The following is a 20756-nucleotide window of genomic DNA, read 5'->3' as shown; positions in this document are numbered from 1 at the left end:
CAAGGACGCCGTGGAGCACTGCGTTGTTGTGAGCACTCCCCGACGGGGCGCTTCCCGCCGTCCTACGGTCCGCCCATGAAGTCCATGACGTCCCTGAAGCCCATGACGTCCATGACGTCGCTGAAGACCGTGAAGACGAGTTCCGGCAGAGGAAGGACATGGCGCGGCGCCGCGCTGGCGGCGCTGCTGACCGCCGGGGCCCTCACCGGAGCCGTCCCGACCGCCCAGGGAGCCGGCACGCGCACCGAGACGCCCGTGGCGTCGACGCATCCGGCCGACGGGGTGACCGAGTCGGTGGTGCGGGTGAAGGCGCCGTTGCCGTCGGCGTTCGGCAGCCGTCCGGCGGCGTGCGACTGGCTGTCGTATCTGCGCTACCGCTCCGCGGAGGGGCCGGCCGCGTCCGCCGACGCCGACCGGATCCTCGTGGCCCAGCCGGGCATCCTGGAGGGCGCGGGAGCTTTCGACAGCGTCGCCCGCGGCACCGTCGCCAAGGCCGCGGCCCAAGGGCGGCACATCGAGTTCTGGGCGCTGGACAGGCGCTCCAACTGCCTGGAGGACCGCACCGGCATCGCCTCCGGCGACCAGCACGCGGCCGTCGACTACTACTACCGCGGCCGGCCGGTCGGCGGCCGCACCTTCGACGGGTTCGCCGGCAACGGCCGGCTCGGGTGGCTGGCGAAGCTCGGCATCGAGCAGACCGTGCGGGACCAGTACGACCTGCTCGTCGCCGAGTTGCCCGATCCCGGCCTGCGCAGGAGCAGGCTGCTGTGCGGCGGGCACTCGCTGGGCGGCGTGATCACCGGGTACTTCGCCGCCGCCGACTTCGACGGCAACCCCGCCACCACGGCGGACGCCGGGCAGAACCAGTGCGCCGGCTACTTCGCCCTGGACACGACGGTCTCCACCTCCCTGGACGACCTGAGCGGCAGCATCCCCGACGACACCGGCCTGCCGGACATCGGGCTCGGCTACGCGGCGGTGCAGGCGGGGCTCGACACCGGGGCGCTCCCGCGCTCACTGTCCGCGCCGGTCCTGCTCAACCCGGAGACCATGACTTTGCTCGCCATCGCCGGCCTCGGAGCCGTGCACGACCCGGACGCCGAGGCGGACCTGCCCGCCTACCTGCCCTCCGGCCTCAACATCGAGGCCACCAACCGGTTCCTGTTCTCGAAGGACGCCGCGGCCTTCCTCACCGGCTCACCCGCGGTGAAGGACTTCCGGCTCACCAACGCCGCCGTGCTCGGGGCGCTGATGGACGACCAGTCCGTACCGCTGGCGTTTCTGCAGAGCAGTGTGGGCTTCTTCGACGGCGGGCCGGTCGTGGACAAGGACTTCCCCGCCGCCAACGGCAGTGCGCAGCCGACGCAGTTGTTCGGCGTCGAGTACAAGGCCATCCCCGGGCAACCCCACGGGCCGCTGTACACCTGGCGGAACTACGACCGCGTCGGTGACGCCGACGACCCCGGGTACCGGTCGGCCGACGGCACGCCGTTCACCACGGCCGGCAAGGAGGTCACCGACATCCGGGAACTGGCCCGCAGTCTGGCGGAGCAGCCGCTGGACTTCACCGAGCAGTACTTCCCCACCAAGCTCCTCACCGACATCCAGTTGGGCACGTCGCCTCAGGTGAAGAGGCTCGTCGTCCATCCCGGCGGGCTGACGGCCAACCCGACGCTCACGGTGCTCGCGGGCGACGGACTGCTCGCCGGCCGCATCCCGGCCGACCTGCATCCCGTGGTGGCGGCCGGCTACCAGCATCTCGACGTGCTGACCGCGGCCCCGGTGCAGAACGACGGCCGGCCCGAGCCGGTGTCCGCCGGCCTCGCCGCGTTCGCCCGCGCTCCGCGATAACGGGCGGCGGGGTACAGGTGGCTGCCGCCGGGGCCGGTCGAGCCCGGTGGCAGCCACCGTCCCCCGCACACACGACGGGCCCGGGAGGAGAACCTCCCGGGCCCGTCAGTGCGTCTTTCCGAGTATTCCGAGTGTTCCGAGTGTTCCGAGTGTTCGCGTGTTCCGCGTGTTCCGCGTGTCAGACCCTGCTCGCGGCGAACGTGGCCGCCGCGCCGGCGTCGGAGGTGTAGCCGAGGTGCGCCAGCACGTCGTCCCCGCCGTTCTCGCAGATGGGGTCGCCGTCGGCGCAGAAGTCGATGGTGCGGCTCTGGTAGACGCCGGTGACGCTCTTGCCGAGCGCCCGGATCGGGTTGCCGAACAGCAGGACCGCGGCGACCTTCGGCTCGACGGCCGCGGGGAGGGTCGCCACGATGGGGCTGCCCACCACCGCGCCGGCGCTGCTGATGCCGAGGGAGTTGTCGACGACGTTCGCGCCCTGCGAATATCCGACGAGCAGGAAACGCTGGGCGGGACAGGCTGCGGCCTGCGCCTTGACGTGGTTCACGAGATCGGCGTTTCCCTGCGCGGCGGACGTCAGGGAAAGGTCGGCGGGATAGTTCACCGCATAGCTGGAGAGTTTCTTTCCCGTCAGTTTCCTCTGCAGGGCGGAATACACCGGGTCGCCGACGATCAGGCCGAGCGTGCCCGGCTCGAAGGTGCCGCGAGCTGCCACGACGTCGATGTCCGAGCAGGCGGCGGCGGATGCCGCGGGTGCCGAGAGGGCGGTCAGTCCGACCCCGCCGACGAGGGAGAGCGCGGCGAGGCACAGGCGAATACGCATGGGGATCCTTTGGGGGTGCGGCGCGTTGTGCGCCTACGGAAAAGGACAGTCCCGAAGGTATTCGCGTTTCCCGGGCAGGTGTTATGGACGGGAATTCAGAAATCCCGCGTTTTATTGTTCCGAAGTTAGTGTCCGCCTTGTGTCGCCGTGTGCGGCCGTGGAGCGCAGGGCGAGGATCAGGTCCAGCCGGGCGCCGGGGTCGTGCAGGGCGTCGCCGAACAGCTTCTCCAGTTGACGCAGCCGGTAGCGGACCGTCTGCGGGTGGATGTGCAGCCGGGCGGCCACGTCGGGCACGTTGCTGCCGCTCAGCAGCCAGGCCAGCAGCGTCTCGGCAAGCCTGGCCCGCTGCCCCTCGGAGACGGCGTCCAGGGGTGAGAGGGTGCGCTCCGCGAGGTGGCCGAGCAGCGGTTCGTCGCTGTGCAGGAGCAGCGTCGACAGATGGTCGGCGCAGCGCACCACGCCCTGCCGGGGCAGCACCCCGCGGCCCATCAGCCCGAGCGCGCGGGTGGCCCAGCGCAGCGAGTGCGCGGCCTCGGCGACCGGGACCGTCGGGCCGATCGCCGCCGGGCGTCCCTGCAGACCGAGGACGAACGCCCGGCCGCCGAACCGGCCCGCGCCCTCCGGGTCCGGGACCAGCACCCGCGGCGGCCGTGACCCCATGTCCACCAGCGCCCCGGGCGTCGCCGGCGGCGGGTCCTGTGCGTTGGGGTCGGCGCTTGCCGCGAGCACGACGACCGCGACCTGCGAGGGCACCCGCCAGCGTGCGGCGTGCGCCAGCTCCTGCACCGCCTCAGGGGACACCGGCCCCTCGCCCAGCAGGAGGTCGAGCAGGCGCCGGCGACGCCGCTCCAGCTCGTCGGCGCTGCGGGACCGGGCTTCGGCGTATCCGGCGGCGGCCGCCTCCGCGACCTCGTGCACCGTCCTGAAGGCCAGTTCGCCGAGGGCGGCCACGGCCGTCGAGTCCAGCCCGACCTCCTCGGCCGTGCGGCTCAGCCGCCGCCAGGCGTGCAGGCCGCCCACGCGCAACGCCGACTGCAGCGCGTCGAGGCTGCGTCCCTCGAGGGCTTCACCGCGGCCGAGTTCGTAGTACGTCGCGGCGATAGCGGCGTCCTGGCCCCGCGGGTCGGCGATGTGGTCGACGAACAGGGTGAGCGCCTGGACCACGCCGGACCTGATGTGGCGGCCCTGGACCGCGGCGGCGGGCCCCCCGTACTCGGGGACCTGTCTGCGGACCTCTTCCTCCACTTCGTCGGCCACGCCTTCGAGGTCGGAGCGAAGCAGCTCGGCCAGGTCCGGCGGAACCGGAGCGGTTCGGGGGCCGACGGGTTCGCCGCGCGGAGCGGGGACAGCCACGACGGACACTCCTTTCACCCGGAGACGGCTCGCCCACGCACCGGTGCCCGTGGGACGAGAGGGCCGTCCTGTGTTGGACGGGCGACCCCTGCGCTCCGTTCCGTGCCCCGGCGGCACCGACATCATTCCGGCACCCCCAGCGCACGGGCGAGCATCGGCCAGGAGGCGGTGAACTCCCGTCGCCAGTAGGTCCAGCTGTGTCCTCCTCCCGTGTAGAAGTGGGTGGTGACCGCGACGCCGAGGAGCGCCAGCGCGCCGGTGAAACCGTGCGCCGAGGGCCACAGCGCGCTCTCCAGCGCCTCCGGCAGCCAGTCGCCGGCGCCGCCGACCACCCCGCTGCCGCTCGACACGTACAGGGGAGTGCCCCGCAGTCCGGCCGCGCGGGCCCGCGGATTGAAGTCGCGCCAGGTCGGGGCGTTGAGGATCGGGTTGCCCCACAGCGACGGGGGGAGCAGGTTCTCGCGGGCCACGATGGCGTCCACGAGGGGCGGCACCCCGGGGGCGGTGGTGTCGAGGATGCCGCTGTAGGAGGCCGCGGCGGCGAACGTGCCCGGGTGCCGGGCGGCGTGCGCCATCGCCCCGTAGCCGCCGGTGGAGACCCCGGCGACGGCCCGCACCCCGGAGGCCCGGTAGTCGCGGGCGAGGAGCGCCGGGACCTCCCGCACCTGGAAGGTCTCGTAGTCGGGGCCGCCGCGCCACGCGGACGGGATGCCGGTGGGGCCGGCGTCGGGCATGGCCACGATCAGGTCGCGGCCCTCGGTGAAGGCCTCGATGTCGGTCTCCCGGGTCCAGGACGTGTGGTCGTCGTGGGCGCCGTGCAGCAGATACAGCACGGGGTAGGTCCGCTCGGGCCGGGCGTCGAAGCCGGTGGGCAGGATCAGCCGCAACGGCGCGCGGCGGCCCAGCGCGGGGGAGGCGACGGAGACGTCGACGGTGCGCGGTCCCAGCCGGGTCGCGGTCCGGGCCGTCGCCGTGGCCCGGTCTGTCGTGGTGGCGCCGGCCGTCGTGGTGGCGCGGGCACCGAACAGGGCGGCCAGCCCTGTGGCCGCGGCGGCTTTGGTGACGGCGCGTCGGGACGTTGCGGCGGTGCGGTGCGGCATGGCGGCTCCTCAGTGCGGTTCGGCGGTTCCGCCCGGCGCGGCGAGCGACTGCCGCAGGTGGGCGGCGATCTCGTCGACGTGCGGGGGGTCGAGCAGTGACAGGTGGTGCCCCGGGACCGGCACCACTGTCAGATCCGGGCACACGGCGTCCCAGCCGAGGTGCTCGTCGTCGCGTTCGTAGGCCGGGTCGCGCACGGTGTGCGGAGCCGGCTCGGTCGCCCGGTACAGCACCACACGACCGTCATAACGGCTCGGGCGGTGGGCCTCGCCGATCCTCAGATCCAGGTAGGAGGCCCGCTGGTGCTCCAGCGCGGCGGACGGCACGTCCGCTGCGGCGCGCAGGGCCCGCAGGACGAGGTCGATGCGCTCGCGGTCGTCGTCCGTCGCCGCGAGCTCGTCGTAGGGCAGCCGAAGACGGACCCCGTACACGTCCGCGACGTGCCGGGCGAACCCCTCGAAGTGCGCGCGGACGCGGTCGGCCCGAGCCGGACCGGGCCGGGGGAGCAGCGGGCGCACCGAGTCGATGAGCACGACCAGCGGTACGGCCCGCCCGGCGTCCGTGAGCAGCCGTGCCGTCTCCTGCGCCAGGAAGCCGCCGAACGACCAGCCACCCAGCAGCAGGGGCCCGGCGGGGTGGGCTGCGTCGATCGCCTCGGCGTAGCGGCGCGCCTTCTCCGGCACGGTGCCGGCCTCCTCCAGCCGTTCCACGCCCAGCACGGGGCGGACGTCCCCCAGCCGTTCGGCGAGGGTGCGGTAGACGTCGGGGGCGCCCCCGGCCGCGTGGAAGAGGAACAGCGGCGGGCGCGCGCCGCCGGGGCGCAAGGGGCGCAGGAGGCGCTGCGGTGAGGGGCCGTCCGGGCCGTCCTCCGGGGTGGGCAGGGCCCGCCGGATGCGTTCGGCCGCTTCGGCGACCGTGGCGGCGCCGAGCAGGTCGCGCAGCGGCAGTGCGACGGCGAACTCGCGCTCCACGGCGGTGCGGATGCGGACCGCCATCAGCGAGTCCAGACCGAGGTCGGCCAGCGCGGTGGAGGGCGTGATCCGGGCCGCCGGGTGACCCGTGACGTCCGCGATGTGACGGCCGAGACGGGTGGCGACCGATGCGGCGCCGCCGGCCTCCGCGACGGGTGCCGCCTCCCCGACGGTGTCCGCGTGCCCGGCCGGTTCGGCCTCCTGGGCAGAGGCAGTGGCAAGGGCGGGAACCCGCGCCGCAGGGTCGGCCCACGTGACGGGAGCGGCGACGGCCGTGGGGCCGTGAGCCGGTCCGGGGTGCCCGGCCGGGCGGCTCGCCGCGGGACGCGGGGCGCGGGGCCGGCCGTCCGTCCACCAGTGCCGGGTGTGCCGCCAGCGCGGTGCGGGCACGTCGACGACGCGGCCCGCCGGCGGCGGCAGGGGCAGCCCCGCCGCGTACAGGGCGCCCACCTGCGTGAGGAACGCGGCGCCGCCGTCCGCGTCGCGACGCAGGGAGCCCACCGCGAGCGCGCCGGGCACGGTGTCGGCGATCGGCCCCGCCAGGACCGGATGCGGCGAGATCTCCACGAACACGGTGTGGCCGTCGGCCGCCGCCGCAGCGACGGCCCGGTCCAGACGCACCGGCCGACGCAGGTTGGCGGCCCAGTGGGCGGCGTCGAACGCGCAGTCACCGCGCGGGTCGTCGAGGACGGTGGAGTACACCGGCACCTGCGGACGCCGCCCCCGGACCTCGGCCAGGGCCGCGGTCAGCTCCGGCAGCAGCGGATCGACCTGGGACGAGTGCCCGGCGCCGGCCACCCGCATCACCCGCGCGGCGCGTCCCTCCTCCTCGAGCCGGCGCACGAGCCCCGCGACCGCCGACCCCTCCCCGGTGACCACCTTCTGCCCGGGCGAGGAGTGGACGGCGACCTGAACGCCGGGGAAGTCCCTCTGAAGGGCGGCGAGTTCGGCGTCGTCCACCTCGACCACGGCCATCGCGCCGCCCCGCAGCCCGCCCAGCAGACGGGCGCGTACGGCGATGACCCGGGCGGCCTCCGGCACTTCCAGCGCGCCCGCACAGACGGCGGCGGCCACCTCGCCCATCGAGTGGCCGATCACCGCGGCCGGTTCCACCCCGTACGCGCGCCACGTCTCGGCGAGCGCCACCTGCACCCCGAACAGCACGGGCTGCGCGATCTCCAGGCAGTCCAGGGGGTCTTCGGAGGTCAGCCGGTCGTGCAGGGAGAACCCGCATTCCCCGGCGAGCTGCGCGTCGAGTTTCTCCACGGCGGCGGCGAACACCGGTTCCTCGGCCAGCAGCCGGCGTCCCATGCCCGGCCACTGGCTGCCGTATCCGGAGAACACCCACACCGGGCCGCGCCCGACGAGATCACGGTCACCGGTCACCGCGCACGGATGCGGGCGGCCCTGCGCCAACGCGCCCATGGAGTCGGCCAGTTCGTCGCCGTCGTGGGCGACCACGGCGGCGCGCACGGGACCGCGGCCGGTGCGTCCGGCGAGCGTCCGCGCCACGTCGGCCGGGCGGGCCGCCCTCCCCTCGGGCGTGCGGAGCCACGCGGCCAGCCGGCCGGCGGTGTCCCGGACCCGCTCGGCGTCGACGTCGGACAGCAGATGCAGCCGGGCGACCGGCTCCTCGACCGGCGGCGGGAGGACGTCGGGCCGCCATTCCTCCAGCACCGCGTGGGCGTTGGCGCCGCTGAAGCCGAAACCCGACACGCCGGCGGTGGCCGTGCCGCCGTAGCGGGGCCACGGCTCGGGCTCGGTCACCACCCGCAGCCGCGCCTCGCCCACGGCGCTTCCGCGCGTGCAGTGCAGGGAGGGCGGGATCAGGTCGTGGTGCAGCGCGAGAACCGTCTTCACCAGCCCGGCGAGGCCCGCCGCGGCCTCCAGATGGCCGAGGTTTCCCTTGACCGAGCCGAGCAGCAGCGGCTGTTCGGGGTCGCGGCCCGCTCCCAGCACCGCGTCCAGCGCGCCGGCCTCGATCGGGTCGCCGAGCGGGGTGCCCGTGCCGTGCGCCTCGACGTAGTCGACGTGCGCGGCGACCAGCCCGGCCCGCCCGTACGCGGTCGTCAACAGGGCTTGCTGCGCTGCGGGGTTGGGGGCCAGCAGCCCGTTGGAGCGGCCGTCGGAGTTGACGGCGGTGGCCCGCACGACGGCGAGGACGCGGTCGCCGTCCCGCTCGGCGTCGGAGAGCCGCTTCAGGAGCACGGCCGCGCAGCCCTCGCCCCGGCCGATGCCGTCGGCCGCCGCGGAGAACGGCTTGCAGCGCCCGTCCGGCGCGAGGGCGCCCGCCTGGCCGAACGCCACGCCGACGACGGGTGACAGGAGCAGGTTGACCCCGGCGGCGATCGCCGTGTCGCTCTCGCCGGTGCGCAGACTGACGCAGGCGTGGTGCAGGGCGACCAGGGAGGACGAGCAGGCTGTGTCGACGGCCATGCTCGGCCCGCGCGTGTCGAGCGCGTAGGCCAGCCGTCCCGCCGTCACGCTGAGCGCCGCGCCGGCCGGCGCCCAGGGGTCGACGTCCGCCGCGTCGGCGCCGGTGAGCTGTCCGTACTCGGCGGCGCTGACGCCGACGAAGACGCCGGTGGCCGTGCCGGCGAGGGCGGTGGCCGGCACCGCGGCGTGGTCGAGCGTCTCGCGGACCACCTCCAGGAGGATCCGCTGCTGCGGGTCCATCACCGCGGCCTCACGCGGGGTGATGCGGAAGAAGTCGGCGTCGAATCCGGCCACGTCGTCGAGGTAGCCGCCGTGCGTCGGAGCCTCGGCCGGCGGGAACGCGGCGAAGTCGCGCCAGCGGTCCGCCGGGACCCGCCCGATCGTGTCGACGCCCTCGCACAGCAGCTGCCAGTAGCCGGCCGGCCCGTGCACCCCTCCCGGCAGCCGGCACCCCACCCCGATGACCGCGACGGGCTCCCCGTACCCCGCCGGGACACCGGCCGCGACCGCTGCGGGAGCATGCGTCGCGGCGGTGTCCCGCGCCGCGGTGTGCTGCGCTGCCGTGGCGCACAGGTGCGCCACCAGCGCCTGGGCGGTGGGCGCTTCCCAGAGCAGGGTCGCCGGCAGCTCACGGCCCGTCAGCCGGGACAGCTCCCCGGCCAGCACGACCGCGTCCCGCGAGGACATCCCGAGATCGGCCAGCGGCACGTCCATGGGTACGGCCCTGTGCAGGTCCTCCGGCGCATCCGCCGGCCTGCCCGCCGGCCCGGCGTCCGCGAGCCCGCCCTGCCAGGCGGTCACCCGGTCCGTGATCAGCCGGCGCAGCGCCTCCTCGTCGGCGGCCCTCATCCCGCGCTCCGCGCCGCGAAGGCGCCCTCCAGATAGCGGGCGCGGGTCAGCGCCCGCGACACCTTGCCGCTGGACGTGCGGGGCACCGCGCCCGGGGCGACGAGGACGACGTCGGCGAGCCGCAGCCCGTGCCGGGCGGAGACGGCCGCCCGCACAACCCGCGCCAGCGCCGGCACGTCGATGTCGTCGAGGCGCGAGGTCCGCGCGTGCTCGGCGACGAGCACCACCCGCTCGCCCTCGCCGCGCCGGACGCCCGGGACGCCGAAGGCGGCGAGCCGGTCGCGTCGCACGGCCGGATGCGCGTCCTGGGCGGTGCCCTCCACGTCCTGCGGGTAGTGGTTGCGGCCGTCGACGACGATGAGGTCCTTCAGCCGTCCGGTGACCGTCAACTCCCCTTCCAGCAGTGTCCCCAGGTCGCCGGTGCGCAGCCAGCCGCCCGGGACGCCGGCGAGCTCGGCGCCGAACACCCGCCGGCTCTGCGGCTCGTTGTTCCAGTAGCCCCGCCCCACGTTGGGGCCCCGCACCCAGATCTCCCCGACCTCGCCCTCGGACAGGGCCGTGCGGGAGACGGGATCGACGATGCGGACCTGCTGGTCCACCGGAGCGCCGCAGCCGGTCAGCAACACGGCGTCGGCGTCGTCCGGCCGGGCGGGCAGGGCCTTTCCGGCGGCGAGGGCGTCCCGGTCGAGGGCGAACCGGCGCAGCGGCTCGCCGGGGGCGGACGCGCTGACGAAGACGGTGGCCTCGGCGAGCCCGTACGACGGGCAGTGCACGTCGGCGGCGAGCCCCTGGGCGGCGAACGCGGCGTGGAAGCGGTCGGCGGTGCCGGGCCGCACCGGTTCGCTGCCGTTGACCAGCGCGGCGACGCCGTCCAGCCGGAGGTCCGCCTTCTGCGCGTCGGTGACGGCGGTCGCGCAGTACTCGTAGGCGAAGTTCGGCGCCGCGCTCACCGCGCGCGGATGCGCGGCGAGCAGCCGCAGCCAGCGGGCGGGTTCGTGCAGGAACGCGGCCGGGTCCATGAGCACCGACAGATGGCCTCCGACGACCGGCGCCGCGACGCTCAGCACGAGCCCCATGTCGTGGTAGAGCGGCAGCCAGCCCACGCACGTCACCGGATGCCTGTCGGCGCCGTAGGCGGTGAGCGCCTGACGGGCGTTGGCGACCACGTTGGCGTGGGTGATCTCCACCCCCGCCGGCGCGCGGGTGGAGCCGGAGGTGTACTGGAGATAGGCGGTCGCCCCGGCGTCCGGCACCGCGGGCGGCGCGGTCCCGGCAGAGGCGCCGGACACCGGGTCCGCGGTGATCACCGACACCCGCGACGGCCCGCAGAAGGCCTCCACCTCCGCCAGGACGTGGCCCGAGGTCACCACGACCTCGGGGCGCGCGTCGGCCAGGACGCCGGTGAGCCGGTCCGCGTGCCCGGCCAGGCCCGGCGGATACAGCGGCACGGCGACCATCCCCGCGCTCAGCGCGGCGAGGAAGGCGGTGACGTAGTCCGTTCCCTGCGGGCACAGCAGCGCGACCCGGGACCCCGGCTCGGCCCGGCCGGCGAGCCGGTCCGCGAGCGCGCGCACCCGCCGGTCCAGGCCCTGCCAGGTCAGGGTGCGGTGCACGCCGCGCGAGCGCGCGGCGGGATGGTCGACGAAGGTGAACGCCCGGCGGTCGGGAGTGGTCTCGGCCCAGTGGCGCACGTACTCGGGCAGTGTCCGGTACGCGGGTATGAGCGGGGGGCGGCTGTCCATCGGGCGTGGCTCCTCACGTCACGGTTCGGCCGGCGGTCCGGGGGGATCAGAGCGGGATGTTCCCGTGCCGGCGCTCCGGCATCGGGGCGCGTTTGCCGCGCAGCGCGCGCAGCGCGCGGCACAGCTGCGCACGCGTTTCCCGGGGGGCGATGACGGCGTCGACGTATCCGCGCTCGGCGGCGGGGTACGGGGTGCCGTGGACGGACTCGTACGCGGCGACGAGACGGGCCCGCAGCGCCTCGGGGTCGTCGGCGGCCGCCAGTTCACGCCGGTGCAGCACGCCGACGGCGCCCTCCGCGCCCATGACGGCGATCCGCGCCGTCGGCCAGGCCAGGTTGAGATCGGCGCCCAGGTGCTTGGAGCCCATCACCGCGTACCCGCCGCCGTACGCCTTGCGCACCACCACCGTGACCTTCGGCACCGTCGCCTCGGCGTACGCGTACAGCAGTTTGGCGCCGCGCCGGATGATGCCGGCCCGCTCCTGGTGGACTCCGGAGAGATAGCCGGGGACGTCGGCGAAGGTCACCAGCGGGATGCCGAAGGCGTCGCAGAACCGCACGAACCGGGCGGCCTTCTCGGAGGCGTCGATGTCGAGGACGCCGGCCGCGTGCAGCGGCTGGTTGGCGACGACGCCCACGCTGGCGCCCTCGAGCCGTGCCAGCGCGCAGACGATGTTCGGCGCGAACAGCTCCTGCACCTCGAGCAGTTCACCGTCGTCGACGACGGCCCGCAGGATGTCGCGCATGTCGTAGGCCTGACCGGTCCGGTCGGGCACCACCTGGTCGAGCCCCGCCCCGCCGGGGGCGGGCGCGGGCGCGTACTCCGGGGGCCGCGCGAGGTTGTTGGACGGCAGGTACGACAGCAGGTCGCGGACGATGTCGAGGGCGTCCTCGTCGTCGGCGGCGAGGAAGTGGGCGTTGCCGTTCACGGAGTTGCTGGCCCGGGCGCCGCCCAGCTCCTCCGCGGTGGTGCGCTCGCCGGTGACCGCCTCGATGACGTCGGGCCCGGTGACGAACATGTGCGAGACACCGTCCACCATCACGGTGAAGTCGGTGATGGCCGGCGAGTACGCGGCCCCGCCCGCGCAGGGCCCGAGGACGACCGAGATCTGCGGGATGACCCCCGACGCCTTCACGTTGCGCCGCACCAGCTCGGCGTAGAGGGCGAGCGAGGCGACGCCCTCCTGGATGCGGGCGCCGCCGGAGTCGTTGAGTCCGATGACCGGACAACCGGTCTTCAGCGCGAGGTCCATCAGGGCAACCGTCTTCTCGCCGAAGGCCTCGCCCATGCTGCCGCCGAAGACGGTGGAGTCCTGCGCGAAGACGCAGACGGGACGTCCGTCGACCGTGCCGTACCCGGTGACCACCCCGTCGCCGTCGGGCCGGCGGGCGCCGTCGCCCGTCGGCCGGGCCCGGACGAACAGGCCGGTCTCGGTGAAGGAGCCCTGGTCCAGGAGCCGTTCGATCCGCTCCCGCGCGCCGAGCGCCCCGCGTCTGCGCGGCGGGACCGCCACCGCGGCCTGCTCCTGACGATGCGCCAGGTCCGCGATGCGTGCGGCGGTGCCGTCCGCCGAACCGGTCTTGGTCGCCTGGGGCGTTGTCGCCTCTCGCGTCACAGCCACCTCCGAAAGTGGTTCTCGAATATGGCAGCGATGCCGCTGTGGCCCCCAGTGATCGCCGTTGCGTTTGCGTGAGATGAGTCCCGGCGGGCGTGGATTCGTCCTGCCGTGACAAGCAATCGCCGGCCCGGCCCCCTCCCGTGGCCCGCCGGCCGCGCCCTCCTTCGTGAGTTCGGGTCGCGCCCCGGTCGTTCCCCGGGGCGGGAGCCTGGGATAGGGTCCCCCCGGTTCCGGCTGCCGATGACGACGCGCCGGTATGGGGAGTGCCAAGGGGGCGGCAGAGCAGTGGAATCGCAGGTGGACGGCGGCGGATCCGTGGACCTCGACGGCGCGCGGTTGGAGTCGATGACTCTCGAACCGCTTCTGACCCGGGACTACGAGACGCGTCCCTCCCTCGTGTACGAGCGGCTGCGTCAACGCCACGGCCCGGTCGCGCCGGTCGACCTGCTGGGCGTGCCCGCCTGGCTGGTCCTCGGCTACCGCGAGTCGCTCGAGGTGCTCCAGGACGACGCCGCGTGGCCGAAGGGGCTGGAGAACTGGCGGGCCCGCTCGGAGGGCAGGGTGCCGGCCGACTGGCCGCTCGGACCGTCCCTCGAGGTCAACCACGTGCTGATCCAGGGCGGTCCCGGCTACCCGGCGCTGCGCACGGCGTGGGACGCGGCGCTCAAGCCGTTCCAGGACCCGCGGCACCCCCAGGCCAAGCGCCTGAAGACGGCCGTCACCGCCTACGCCGACGAGCTGATCGGTCTGGTGGGCCAGGCCGGCGGCACGGGCCTGGCGGATCTGTCCGCCCAGTTCGCCCGTCCGCTGCCGCTGATGGTCGCGAGCCGCCTGCTCGGGTTCCCCGGGTCCCAGGGCGACGACGCGCTGATGGACATGTGGCGGGTGCTGGACGCGGGCCCGGACGCCGAACCGGCGCTGGACCGCCTGTTGGCGGCGCTCGCGGAGCTGGCGGCGGTGAAGTTGAAGACGCCGGGGGAGGACTTCCCCTCGTACCTGTTGGCGGCGCACCCCGACCTGTCGCTGGACGAGCTGGCCCGTGAGCTGTTCATGCTGCTGGGGATGACCTCCGACCACGTCGGCATCCTCATCTCCAACACCGTGGTCGAGGTCATCTCCGGCGAGGGCGGCGGCGCGCGGGCCAGCCTGTCCGCGGGAATGGTCCGGGAGAGCATGAACCGGGTGGTCATGCGCAAACCGCCACTGGTCAACTTCGTGCCGCGGTTCGCGGCTGAGGACACTCCGCTGGGCAACCACGTCATCCGGGCGGGCGACCCGGTGTGGGTCTCCTCCGCGGCGGCGCACGCCGACCCGCTGTTCGCCGGTCAGGTGGAGTCCGGCACCACGGTCAGCACGCGGGCGCATCTCGCCTGGGGCGCGGGCCGCCGCCAGTGCCCGGCGCGCGAACTCGCCTCGACGGTCGCGGCGGTCGGCGTGGGCCGGCTGTTCGAGCGGTTCTCCCACCTGGAGCTCGCCCTGCCCGTCGACCAACTGCCGTGGCGTTCCTCCCCGTTCATGCGGGGACTTCGCTCGCTGCCGGTGCGGTACGAACTCGCCGCGACGCCCGGGCCGCAGTCGAGCCCGGTTGCGGAAACGGAACCGGGCGAGCAGACGGCGGCGGACCCGACGCCTGCGGACCCGGCGATCCGGCAGCGTTCCTCGCTCTGGCGCTACCTGACGGGCCTCATCGGCGTGGGCCGCTGAGCCGGCGGCGGGTGGCGGGGACCGCCGCGCGGGGGCGGCGCCTCAGCCGTCCCGCCCGGCGAGGAGCCGTCCCGCCCTTCGACCCGGCGGGCGCACGCCGACGAGACCGGCCGGCCTCAGCCCATGCTCTTCGCCCCGTCGATGGCCTCGCGGATGATGTCCGCGTGCCCGGCGTGCTGGGCGGTCTCGGCGACGATGTGCAGCAGGACCCGACGGGCCGTCTGCCGTGCGCCCGGCTCGAACCAGGGGGCCGGCGGCAGCGGCTGCTCCGCGTCCAGGTCGGGCAGCGTGGCGAGCAGTTCGTCCGTGCGGTAGGCCGCCTCGGCGTACTCCTTCAGCACGCCGGTCAGCGTCTCGCCCGGCAGCATCCGGAACTCGGCGGCTCGCGCGGCCCAGTCGTCCTTGGTCATCTTGGTGAAGTCGGGCATCGCCGACGGGCCTTCGAGGATGAAGCCGACCCAGTTCCGCTCGACGGAGGTGACGTGTTTGATCAGGCCCCCGAGACACAGCTCGCTCACCGTGGTCCGCTGTCCGACCTGCTCGTCGGTGAGGTCACGTGTGGTGAAGCGCAGGAAGTGCCGGGCCTTGGTCAGCGCTGCCAGCAGGTCGGCGCGCTCGCCGGTGAGGGACGGGGTGAGGGTGGGGGAGTCGCTCATAGTTCTGTCCTCGGTCGATCCTGTTCCGCGGTCGAGGACCACACTAGGAGCGATTGAGGTCAGATCCTGACCTAAAACGCCGGGGTGGTCACCTCCCTGCCGGTACCCCATGCCGCCGCGCACAGTGCCCGTTCGACCTCGCCCGTGTAGAGGGCCGAGGCCAGCCACGCGCGGGCGAAGCGGCCCGTGTCGGCGGGGAGCAGCCGGCCGAAGGCGTCGCGGGAGCGGTCCGCGGCGGCGGCCCCGAGTTCGTCCAGGAGGTCGCCCGCGGTACCGAGGCCCGCACGACGCAGCCGCGGCCCGTCCCCCGTCCCGCCGCCGGGGAACGCCAGCACCCGGCGGCCCCCGGACACGGTCTGGTGCACGCGCCGGCGCAGCAGATGCAACGGGGCCTCGTCGGCCACGGGTGCGACGGCGGGTGCGGGGACGGCCGTCCCGGTGGGCAGGTCGGCGTGGCGCAGACGGTCCAGGCCCAGGTCGACCCGGGCGTCCGACCTGCTCGGGTGTTCGGCGGCGAGCAGCAGCGCGCGGGGAAGCGGCCCCTGGGTGAGCCGGGCGACGATCCGCAGGCGGCTGCCGCGGGCGGCGGCCAGCAGCCGGAGGTTGTCGCGGCAGGGCAGGGCCGGGTGGTCGTGCGCCGCGACGAGCCGCAGGGCACGCCCCTCGCAGTCGGCCAGCAGGCAGTCGCCCGTCGCCTCCCGGACCGGCCCCGCGAGGGTCACGGTGAGGAACAGCAGGTCACGACCACCGGCCAGGGCGCCGGCGACCTGCTCGGCGACGGGGACCCTCCACAGCCGGTCGAGCGGCTCCGCGCTCCAGTCGGCGCCCGAGGCGCGCACCGCCCGCACCCGGGCCCCCGCGCCGAGCCGGCCGGCCGGGGAGACGGTCGCGCCGGACACCGCGAGGCCGGCGCGCGCCAGCTCACGGTGGGTCAGAGCGGTGTCGCCGATCCGCACGGTCCGGTCGGCGGCGCCGGTCGCCCGGCCGGGCCCGCCGGGAGCCACGTCGGAGACCGTGTACAGGCGCCCTGCGGCGTCGGCGGTCCAGGTGACCGCGCCCGCGTGACCGGTCGCCGTCAGGACGGGTTCGGAGAAGACCCCGTACAGGCGCAGCGAACCGTCGGGGGTGTACGGCTGCCGTACCGTTCCCCGCAGTTCGGCCAGCACCGGGCCGCTCGCGGACGGCAGACGGTGCGCCACGGCGAGGACGTCCCTCAGCGCGTCGGCGAGTTCGGGCAGCCGGTAGGCCGGGTCGGCGCATCGGGCCGCGCGCACCCCGGTGACCACGGAGACCGCCGCCGCTGCGGCCCGGGGCAGTCCCGCGAGTCGCGCGGTGTGCGCGGCACGCAGCAGCGCCGCCTGGAGCACCGCGCCGGACCCGTCCGTCCCGGCGTCGAGTACGTCGGACGCGGCGTCGAACACGGCTTGTGCGGCGGCGAGTTGAGCGGGAGAGGGGAGATCGGCGGCGGGCGCTTCGCTGACGGCGGGCGCATCGGGAGCAAAGGACGCGTCGGGAGCGGTGGTCCCTGCCGAGGAGCCCGGCCGCGGTGACCGCCCTCGTCCGGGCCCGCCCTCCCGTGCCGGCTCGGACTCCTGCCCGGCCGGGGCCGGCGTCGCGGCCGTCGGGGCGTCCTGCGCCACCGGCGCGGCGGAGGCCGCCGCCGCGCGGTGCAGACAGCCGGGCGCCAGCAGACATCCGCAGCGGATCGCGTCCGCGCTGGTCACCACGCCGCCCGGGGCGTGCAGTTCGAGGTCGGTGTCGTCGTCGACGGCGATCCGCACGGTGTCCCCGTCGCGGACGAGCGGCCGGGCCGCCAGTTTGGCGATGCCGGCGTCCAGACGCCCCCGCAGCCTCGGCGACAGCGCCTCGACCAGGTCGGCGGTGACGGACGGGGCGACCGGAGGCAACAGGTCCGGGCTCATGCGATCTTCTCCCCTACCCAGCGGGCGAGTTCTAGCGGACTGAGGGCGGCGACGGGCATGCCCGCGGCGACGAGCTGCCCGGCGACGCCCGTGGAGTAGCGCGGCCGGCCCGTGTCGTCGAGACTCGCGCAGCCCAGCACATGGCAGCCCGACCCGACGAGCGCCCGCACCTCGGCGAGCAACCCGCCGAGCGGATAGCCCTCCTCGAAGTCGCTGACGACCACGACGAGGGTCCGGGAGGGCACCGTGACGAGCTCGCGGGCCTGTCGCAGACCCGCTGCGATGTGCGTGCCGCCGCCCACACTGACCTCCAGCAGCAGCGACAGCGGGTCCTCGACATGGCCCGTGAGATCGATGACCTCCGTGGAGAACGCCAGGAAGTGCGTCGACAGGGTCGGCACGCCGGCCAGCACCGACGCCGTCAGCGCGGCCCACACCGTGGACGCCTCCATGGACCCCGACACGTCCGTGACCAGGATCAGCCGCCAGTCCGCAGCCCGCCGCGCCCGGCTGCGGAACACCGGCCGCTCGGGGACGACCCGCACGACGCCGTCCGGGCCGCGCCGCGCCGTCGTCAGGTTGGCGCGCAGGGTGCGCGGCAGGTCGAGGCCGCCGCCGGGCCGTCGGCTCGGCCGCGGCAGGGCCGTACCGTGCAGGGCGGGACGCAGCCGGGTCGCCAGCTCCCGGGTCAGCTCCTCGACGAGCCGTCGTACGAGCGGGCGCAGCGCGGCGAGCCGGGCTTCCGCAAGCCCGCCCGCGTGCCGCAGCACGGTCTGCAGAAGTTCCACCGACGGGCGCACGCTGTCCGCGTCCAGTTCCGCGAGGACGTCCTTGCGGCCCGCCGCAGCGGCCGCCGCCAGCACCTCCTCCCGGATGCCCGGGCCGAACAGCGCGGCGAGCTCCTGAGACCACTCCCGCGCCCCGGGATACGGCGCCTCCCGCCCGCCGCCGGCCCCCGGACCCGTCAGGTCCCCTCTGCTGCCCTCGCCGCGTCCGCTGCCGTACAGCTCGTCCAGGGCCGTCGCCAACGAGCGGGCGGACGCGGGCAGTCGGTCGGCGCGCCGCCCCAGCACGAGCCGCCACCGGTCGTCGGCGGCGAGGCGACGGTCCTCGCCGGGGGACGTGTCCTCGTCGCCCCCGGCCGGGTGGGGGCCGGTCTCGGCGGCGACGGCGTCAGGAGCGACGGCGACGGCCGCGGGGGCGGAGGCCGCCTCCGCAATGGGCGACGTCCGGGCGTCGACGCCCCGCGCCGCCGGCAGCAGGCCCAGTGTGCGCAGGGCGTCGCGCGCGGCGAGGTCCGCCCCGGCCCAGATGGAGAGCGCGACCGGGTCGACGCCCTCCGTGTCCCCGACGTGCCGGACGCCGAGGCGCTCCTCGACGGAGGCGAGGAGCCGGTCGCGGGCCGCCGGGCTCAGGGTCTCGAAACCGCCCCGCAGCGCCGGAAGCCGGTCCAGGAACTCCCGGTCGGGCAACGCGGCGACACGGTCGAGCAACGGCGTCAGAGCGGGTTCCGCGGCCTCCAGCAGGGGGCCCGCGGCGGTCAGCAGCCCGCTCAGCCGGGCGGTCAGGGCCGCGCGGGAGTCGGGATCGACGGCCCCGTCCACCCAGGACGCGACCCGGTCGCCGAAGGCGCGCGCGTCCTCCTGCCCGAGCAGCACCCGGACGGCTCCCGCGGCGCCGCGCATCAGGGGCGAGCCGCCGGCGGCCAGCCGGGCCAGCGCGTCGGTGAGCCGGACCCCGCCCGACAGGTCGGCCCGGTGGGCGAGTTCCAGCAGCGCGTGGGCGTCGGCCGGGTCCTCGGACCCGGTCAGTCCGTCCACCTGACGCACCGCCGCCGAGGTGAGCAGCTCGGCCACGGCGGCCGCCCGCGCCGTCCGCCCCTCGTCGGCGCCCAGCCCCGGCACGTGCCCGGCGCGCAGGCGGTCCGACAGAGCGAGACCGGCGAGGAGTTCGGGAAGCGTGCCGGCCTGCGGCAGCACCCCGGCGATGGCGTCCAGCCGTTCGTCCGCGAGCACCGGCAACCCGCACTCCGCGGCCTCCTCGAGCCCCCGAAGGACCTGGGCGGCGGTCGACCCGCCCTCCTCCCGTTCGGTGCGCAGGCGCTCCCGGAGCACGCCCTCGGCGGCCTGGGCCGCGGTGACGCCCCGTACGCCGGCCGCCGTCAGCATGGCCGCCGTCGCCGGCGTCCAGCGCACGTCCCAGCGCGAGGTGAGAGCCTGCGCGCCGCCCGCGCCGACCACCTCCTTCGCCTCCCCGTACGGCACCCCACACACCGTGAGCCGGCGCAACAGCAGTTCCCGGCGCCGGTCGAGGTCGGACCGCAGCGGGTCGAGCCGCAGGTCCCGGGCCGGGCCGGCGCCGTCCTGCGGGCCCGGCAGGCCCAGCGCGGCCGTCTCGGCCTCGACGGCCGGGGCCAGTCCGCAGCGCGGCGCGTCCGGTGCGGGCCGGCCGGTGCGCGACCCGACGAGCACCCGTTCCATCGCCCGTGCGACGGCCCGCCCCCGTCCGTACGGCTCGCCCTGCGCGAGGACCGTCTGCACCGCCTCGACCAGCTCGCCCCGGCCCGGCGAGGGCAGCCCGCGCAGCCGGGCGAGGTCCGAGGCCAGCCGGCTGATCTCGCGCGCGTCCGCCGGCCCCGACGGATGTCCGAGCGCGCGCAGCTCCGCGCAGATCCGCACGGCGGCCCGGACCAGCGCCTCCTCCAGCGCCGCCGGATCGCCCGCCGCCCGCAGCACCGTCTCCTGCCACCGCGGGTCCCGGATTCCCGCCGGGTACCCGGACCGTTCGTCGAGGAGGGCGTAGGTGTACGGGACGAGCGAGGTGATCCAGGCGGTCGCCCGGCCGGTCGTGTCGCCGACCCGGCCGCCGTCCGTCGAAGGGGATGCGTCGCCCCGCTCGGCTCCGGCCCGGCGCTCCTCCGCCCGCCCTTCGGCGTTCCCGCCGCCGTCGGCGAGGGCCGCTGCGGTCAGCGCCGGCGCGTGGAAGGCGCCGACGACCACGGCGGCCCGCTCACCGTGCGCGGTGGCCTCCGCGATCCGCGACCGCATCCACCGCTCCCGCCGCAGGTCCAGCTCCGGAACCCCGCCGCCGGCGGACGCCTCCGCGCGCAGCGCCCACCCCGTCAGCAGGGCCGCCCGGCGCAGCGCCTCGGGCGGTGAGCCCGGCGCGGCGGCCTCGACGAGTCGGTCCCACAGATCGTCCCCGGGGCGGCCGGTGAGTCCGGCCCGCAGCGCGCCGGTCAGCCCGAGGGCCTCGCCCTGAGCCGCGCCGCCGCGCCCCTCGCCCCACGCCCGGTCCGCGAGCGGCAGATCGCAGGCGATCAGCGGGACGCCGCGCCGGGCGGCCCAGCGCACGGCGGCCAGCTCCGGCGAGAAGTCGGCGAACGGGTAGAACGCCGGGCCCACGCCCCGCCCGTCGCCGGGCGCGGCGGCGAGCGCGACGGGGGCCCGGGTCTCCTCGTGCCCGAGCCAGCCCAGCCACTCCTGCATCTCCGCCGGCAGCTCCACGAGCACCACGTCCGGCCGCGCCTCGTCCAGGAGCGCGGGCACGGCGGCGGCCAGCGAGGGCGCGTGGTGCCGGACGCCGATGAGACAGGGCCCGGCGGAGTCGGTGAGGACGGCGAGAGCCTCGCCGGGGGAGCCGATGCCGCTGACGGAACCGAGGGGACCGGGGGAGCCGGCGGAGCCGGGCAGGTCCGGGAGGCCCGCGGAGTCCGGGGGGCTCGAGGAGTCCGGCA

11 protein-coding genes are annotated in these 20756 nt (G+C 75.7%); 2 read left to right on the top strand and 9 right to left on the bottom strand.

Annotated elements, in window-relative coordinates; all coding sequences use genetic code 11:
* Positions 1-129: 129 nt before the first annotated feature.
* Positions 130-1851: a hypothetical protein gene (locus QF032_RS05830; RefSeq protein ID WP_373430463.1), complete on the top strand. Its 1722-nt coding sequence runs from the start codon at positions 130-132 to the stop codon at positions 1849-1851.
* A 178-nt stretch (positions 1852-2029) separates the two neighbouring features.
* On the opposite strand, the gene QF032_RS05825 is transcribed toward QF032_RS05830, so the two are convergent.
* The 6 genes from QF032_RS05825 to QF032_RS05800 form a co-directional block, all read right to left on the bottom strand.
* Positions 2030-2671 carry a cutinase family protein gene (locus QF032_RS05825; protein WP_307055203.1) on the bottom strand — a complete coding sequence of 214 codons (642 nt, stop codon included), beginning with the start codon at positions 2669-2671 and terminating at the stop codon, positions 2030-2032.
* Between the two features lie 111 nt (positions 2672-2782).
* The gene (locus QF032_RS05820; protein WP_307040644.1) at positions 2783-4024 is read right to left on the bottom strand and encodes a PucR family transcriptional regulator; all 1242 of its coding nucleotides are present in this window, start codon (positions 4022-4024) and stop codon (positions 2783-2785) included.
* Between the two features lie 122 nt (positions 4025-4146).
* Positions 4147-5124: an alpha/beta hydrolase gene (locus tag QF032_RS05815; RefSeq protein ID WP_307055201.1), complete on the bottom strand. Its 978-nt coding sequence runs from the start codon at positions 5122-5124 to the stop codon at positions 4147-4149.
* A gap of 9 nt (positions 5125-5133) precedes the next feature.
* Positions 5134-9378, bottom strand: coding sequence for an acyltransferase domain-containing protein (locus QF032_RS05810; RefSeq protein ID WP_307055199.1), 4245 nt, complete (start codon positions 9376-9378; stop codon positions 5134-5136).
* Positions 9375-11120: a fatty acyl-AMP ligase gene (locus QF032_RS05805; protein WP_307040640.1), complete on the bottom strand. Its 1746-nt coding sequence runs from the start codon at positions 11118-11120 to the stop codon at positions 9375-9377. Before QF032_RS05805 ends, QF032_RS05810 begins: the two co-directional genes overlap by 4 nt.
* Before the next feature lie 46 nt (positions 11121-11166).
* Positions 11167-12735, bottom strand: a complete 1569-nt coding sequence (locus QF032_RS05800) for an acyl-CoA carboxylase subunit beta (RefSeq protein ID WP_373430462.1) — start codon at positions 12733-12735, stop codon at positions 11167-11169.
* Positions 12736-13023: 288 nt separating this feature from the next.
* On the opposite strand from QF032_RS05800, the gene QF032_RS05795 reads away from it, so the two are divergent.
* Entirely contained in the window at positions 13024-14442 is a 1419-nt protein-coding gene (locus tag QF032_RS05795; protein WP_307040636.1) for a cytochrome, read from the top strand.
* Positions 14443-14558: 116 nt separating this feature from the next.
* Here the strand turns inward: QF032_RS05795 and QF032_RS05790 are convergent, their stop codons facing one another.
* The 3 genes from QF032_RS05790 to QF032_RS05780 all read right to left on the bottom strand — a co-directional run bounded on the left by QF032_RS05790 (position 14559) and on the right by QF032_RS05780 (position 20712).
* Positions 14559-15098 (bottom strand): DinB family protein, encoded by a 540-nt coding sequence (locus tag QF032_RS05790; protein WP_306954605.1) that lies wholly within the window; start codon positions 15096-15098, stop codon positions 14559-14561.
* Between the two features lie 71 nt (positions 15099-15169).
* Positions 15170-17020 (bottom strand): hypothetical protein, encoded by a 1851-nt coding sequence (locus tag QF032_RS05785; protein ID WP_307055197.1) that lies wholly within the window; start codon positions 17018-17020, stop codon positions 15170-15172.
* Positions 17017-20712, bottom strand: a complete 3696-nt coding sequence (locus tag QF032_RS05780) for a DUF5682 family protein (protein WP_373430461.1) — start codon at positions 20710-20712, stop codon at positions 17017-17019. The genes QF032_RS05785 and QF032_RS05780 overlap by 4 nt, the downstream gene beginning before the upstream one ends.
* Positions 20713-20756 lie beyond the last annotated feature (44 nt).

The organism is Streptomyces achromogenes, from assembly GCF_030816715.1.
In the GTDB taxonomy this organism is placed as follows: Bacteria; Actinomycetota; Actinomycetes; order Streptomycetales; family Streptomycetaceae; genus Streptomyces; species Streptomyces achromogenes_A.
Note: the sequence above shows the minus strand (reverse complement) of the source record. Positions and strands in the feature narration are given on the sequence as shown.

Coding starts and splice junctions, on each gene's coding strand:
- QF032_RS05825 (WP_307055203.1), bottom strand. CDS start 2,671: ATGCGTATTCGCCTGTGCCTCGCCGCGCTCTCCCTCGTCGGCGGGGTC.
- QF032_RS05815 (WP_307055201.1), bottom strand. CDS start 5,124: ATGCCGCACCGCACCGCCGCAACGTCCCGACGCGCCGTCACCAAAGCC.
- QF032_RS05810 (WP_307055199.1), bottom strand. CDS start 9,378: ATGAGGGCCGCCGACGAGGAGGCGCTGCGCCGGCTGATCACGGACCGG.
- QF032_RS05805 (WP_307040640.1), bottom strand. CDS start 11,120: ATGGACAGCCGCCCCCCGCTCATACCCGCGTACCGGACACTGCCCGAG.
- QF032_RS05790 (WP_306954605.1), bottom strand. CDS start 15,098: ATGAGCGACTCCCCCACCCTCACCCCGTCCCTCACCGGCGAGCGCGCC.
- QF032_RS05785 (WP_307055197.1), bottom strand. CDS start 17,020: ATGAGCCCGGACCTGTTGCCTCCGGTCGCCCCGTCCGTCACCGCCGAC.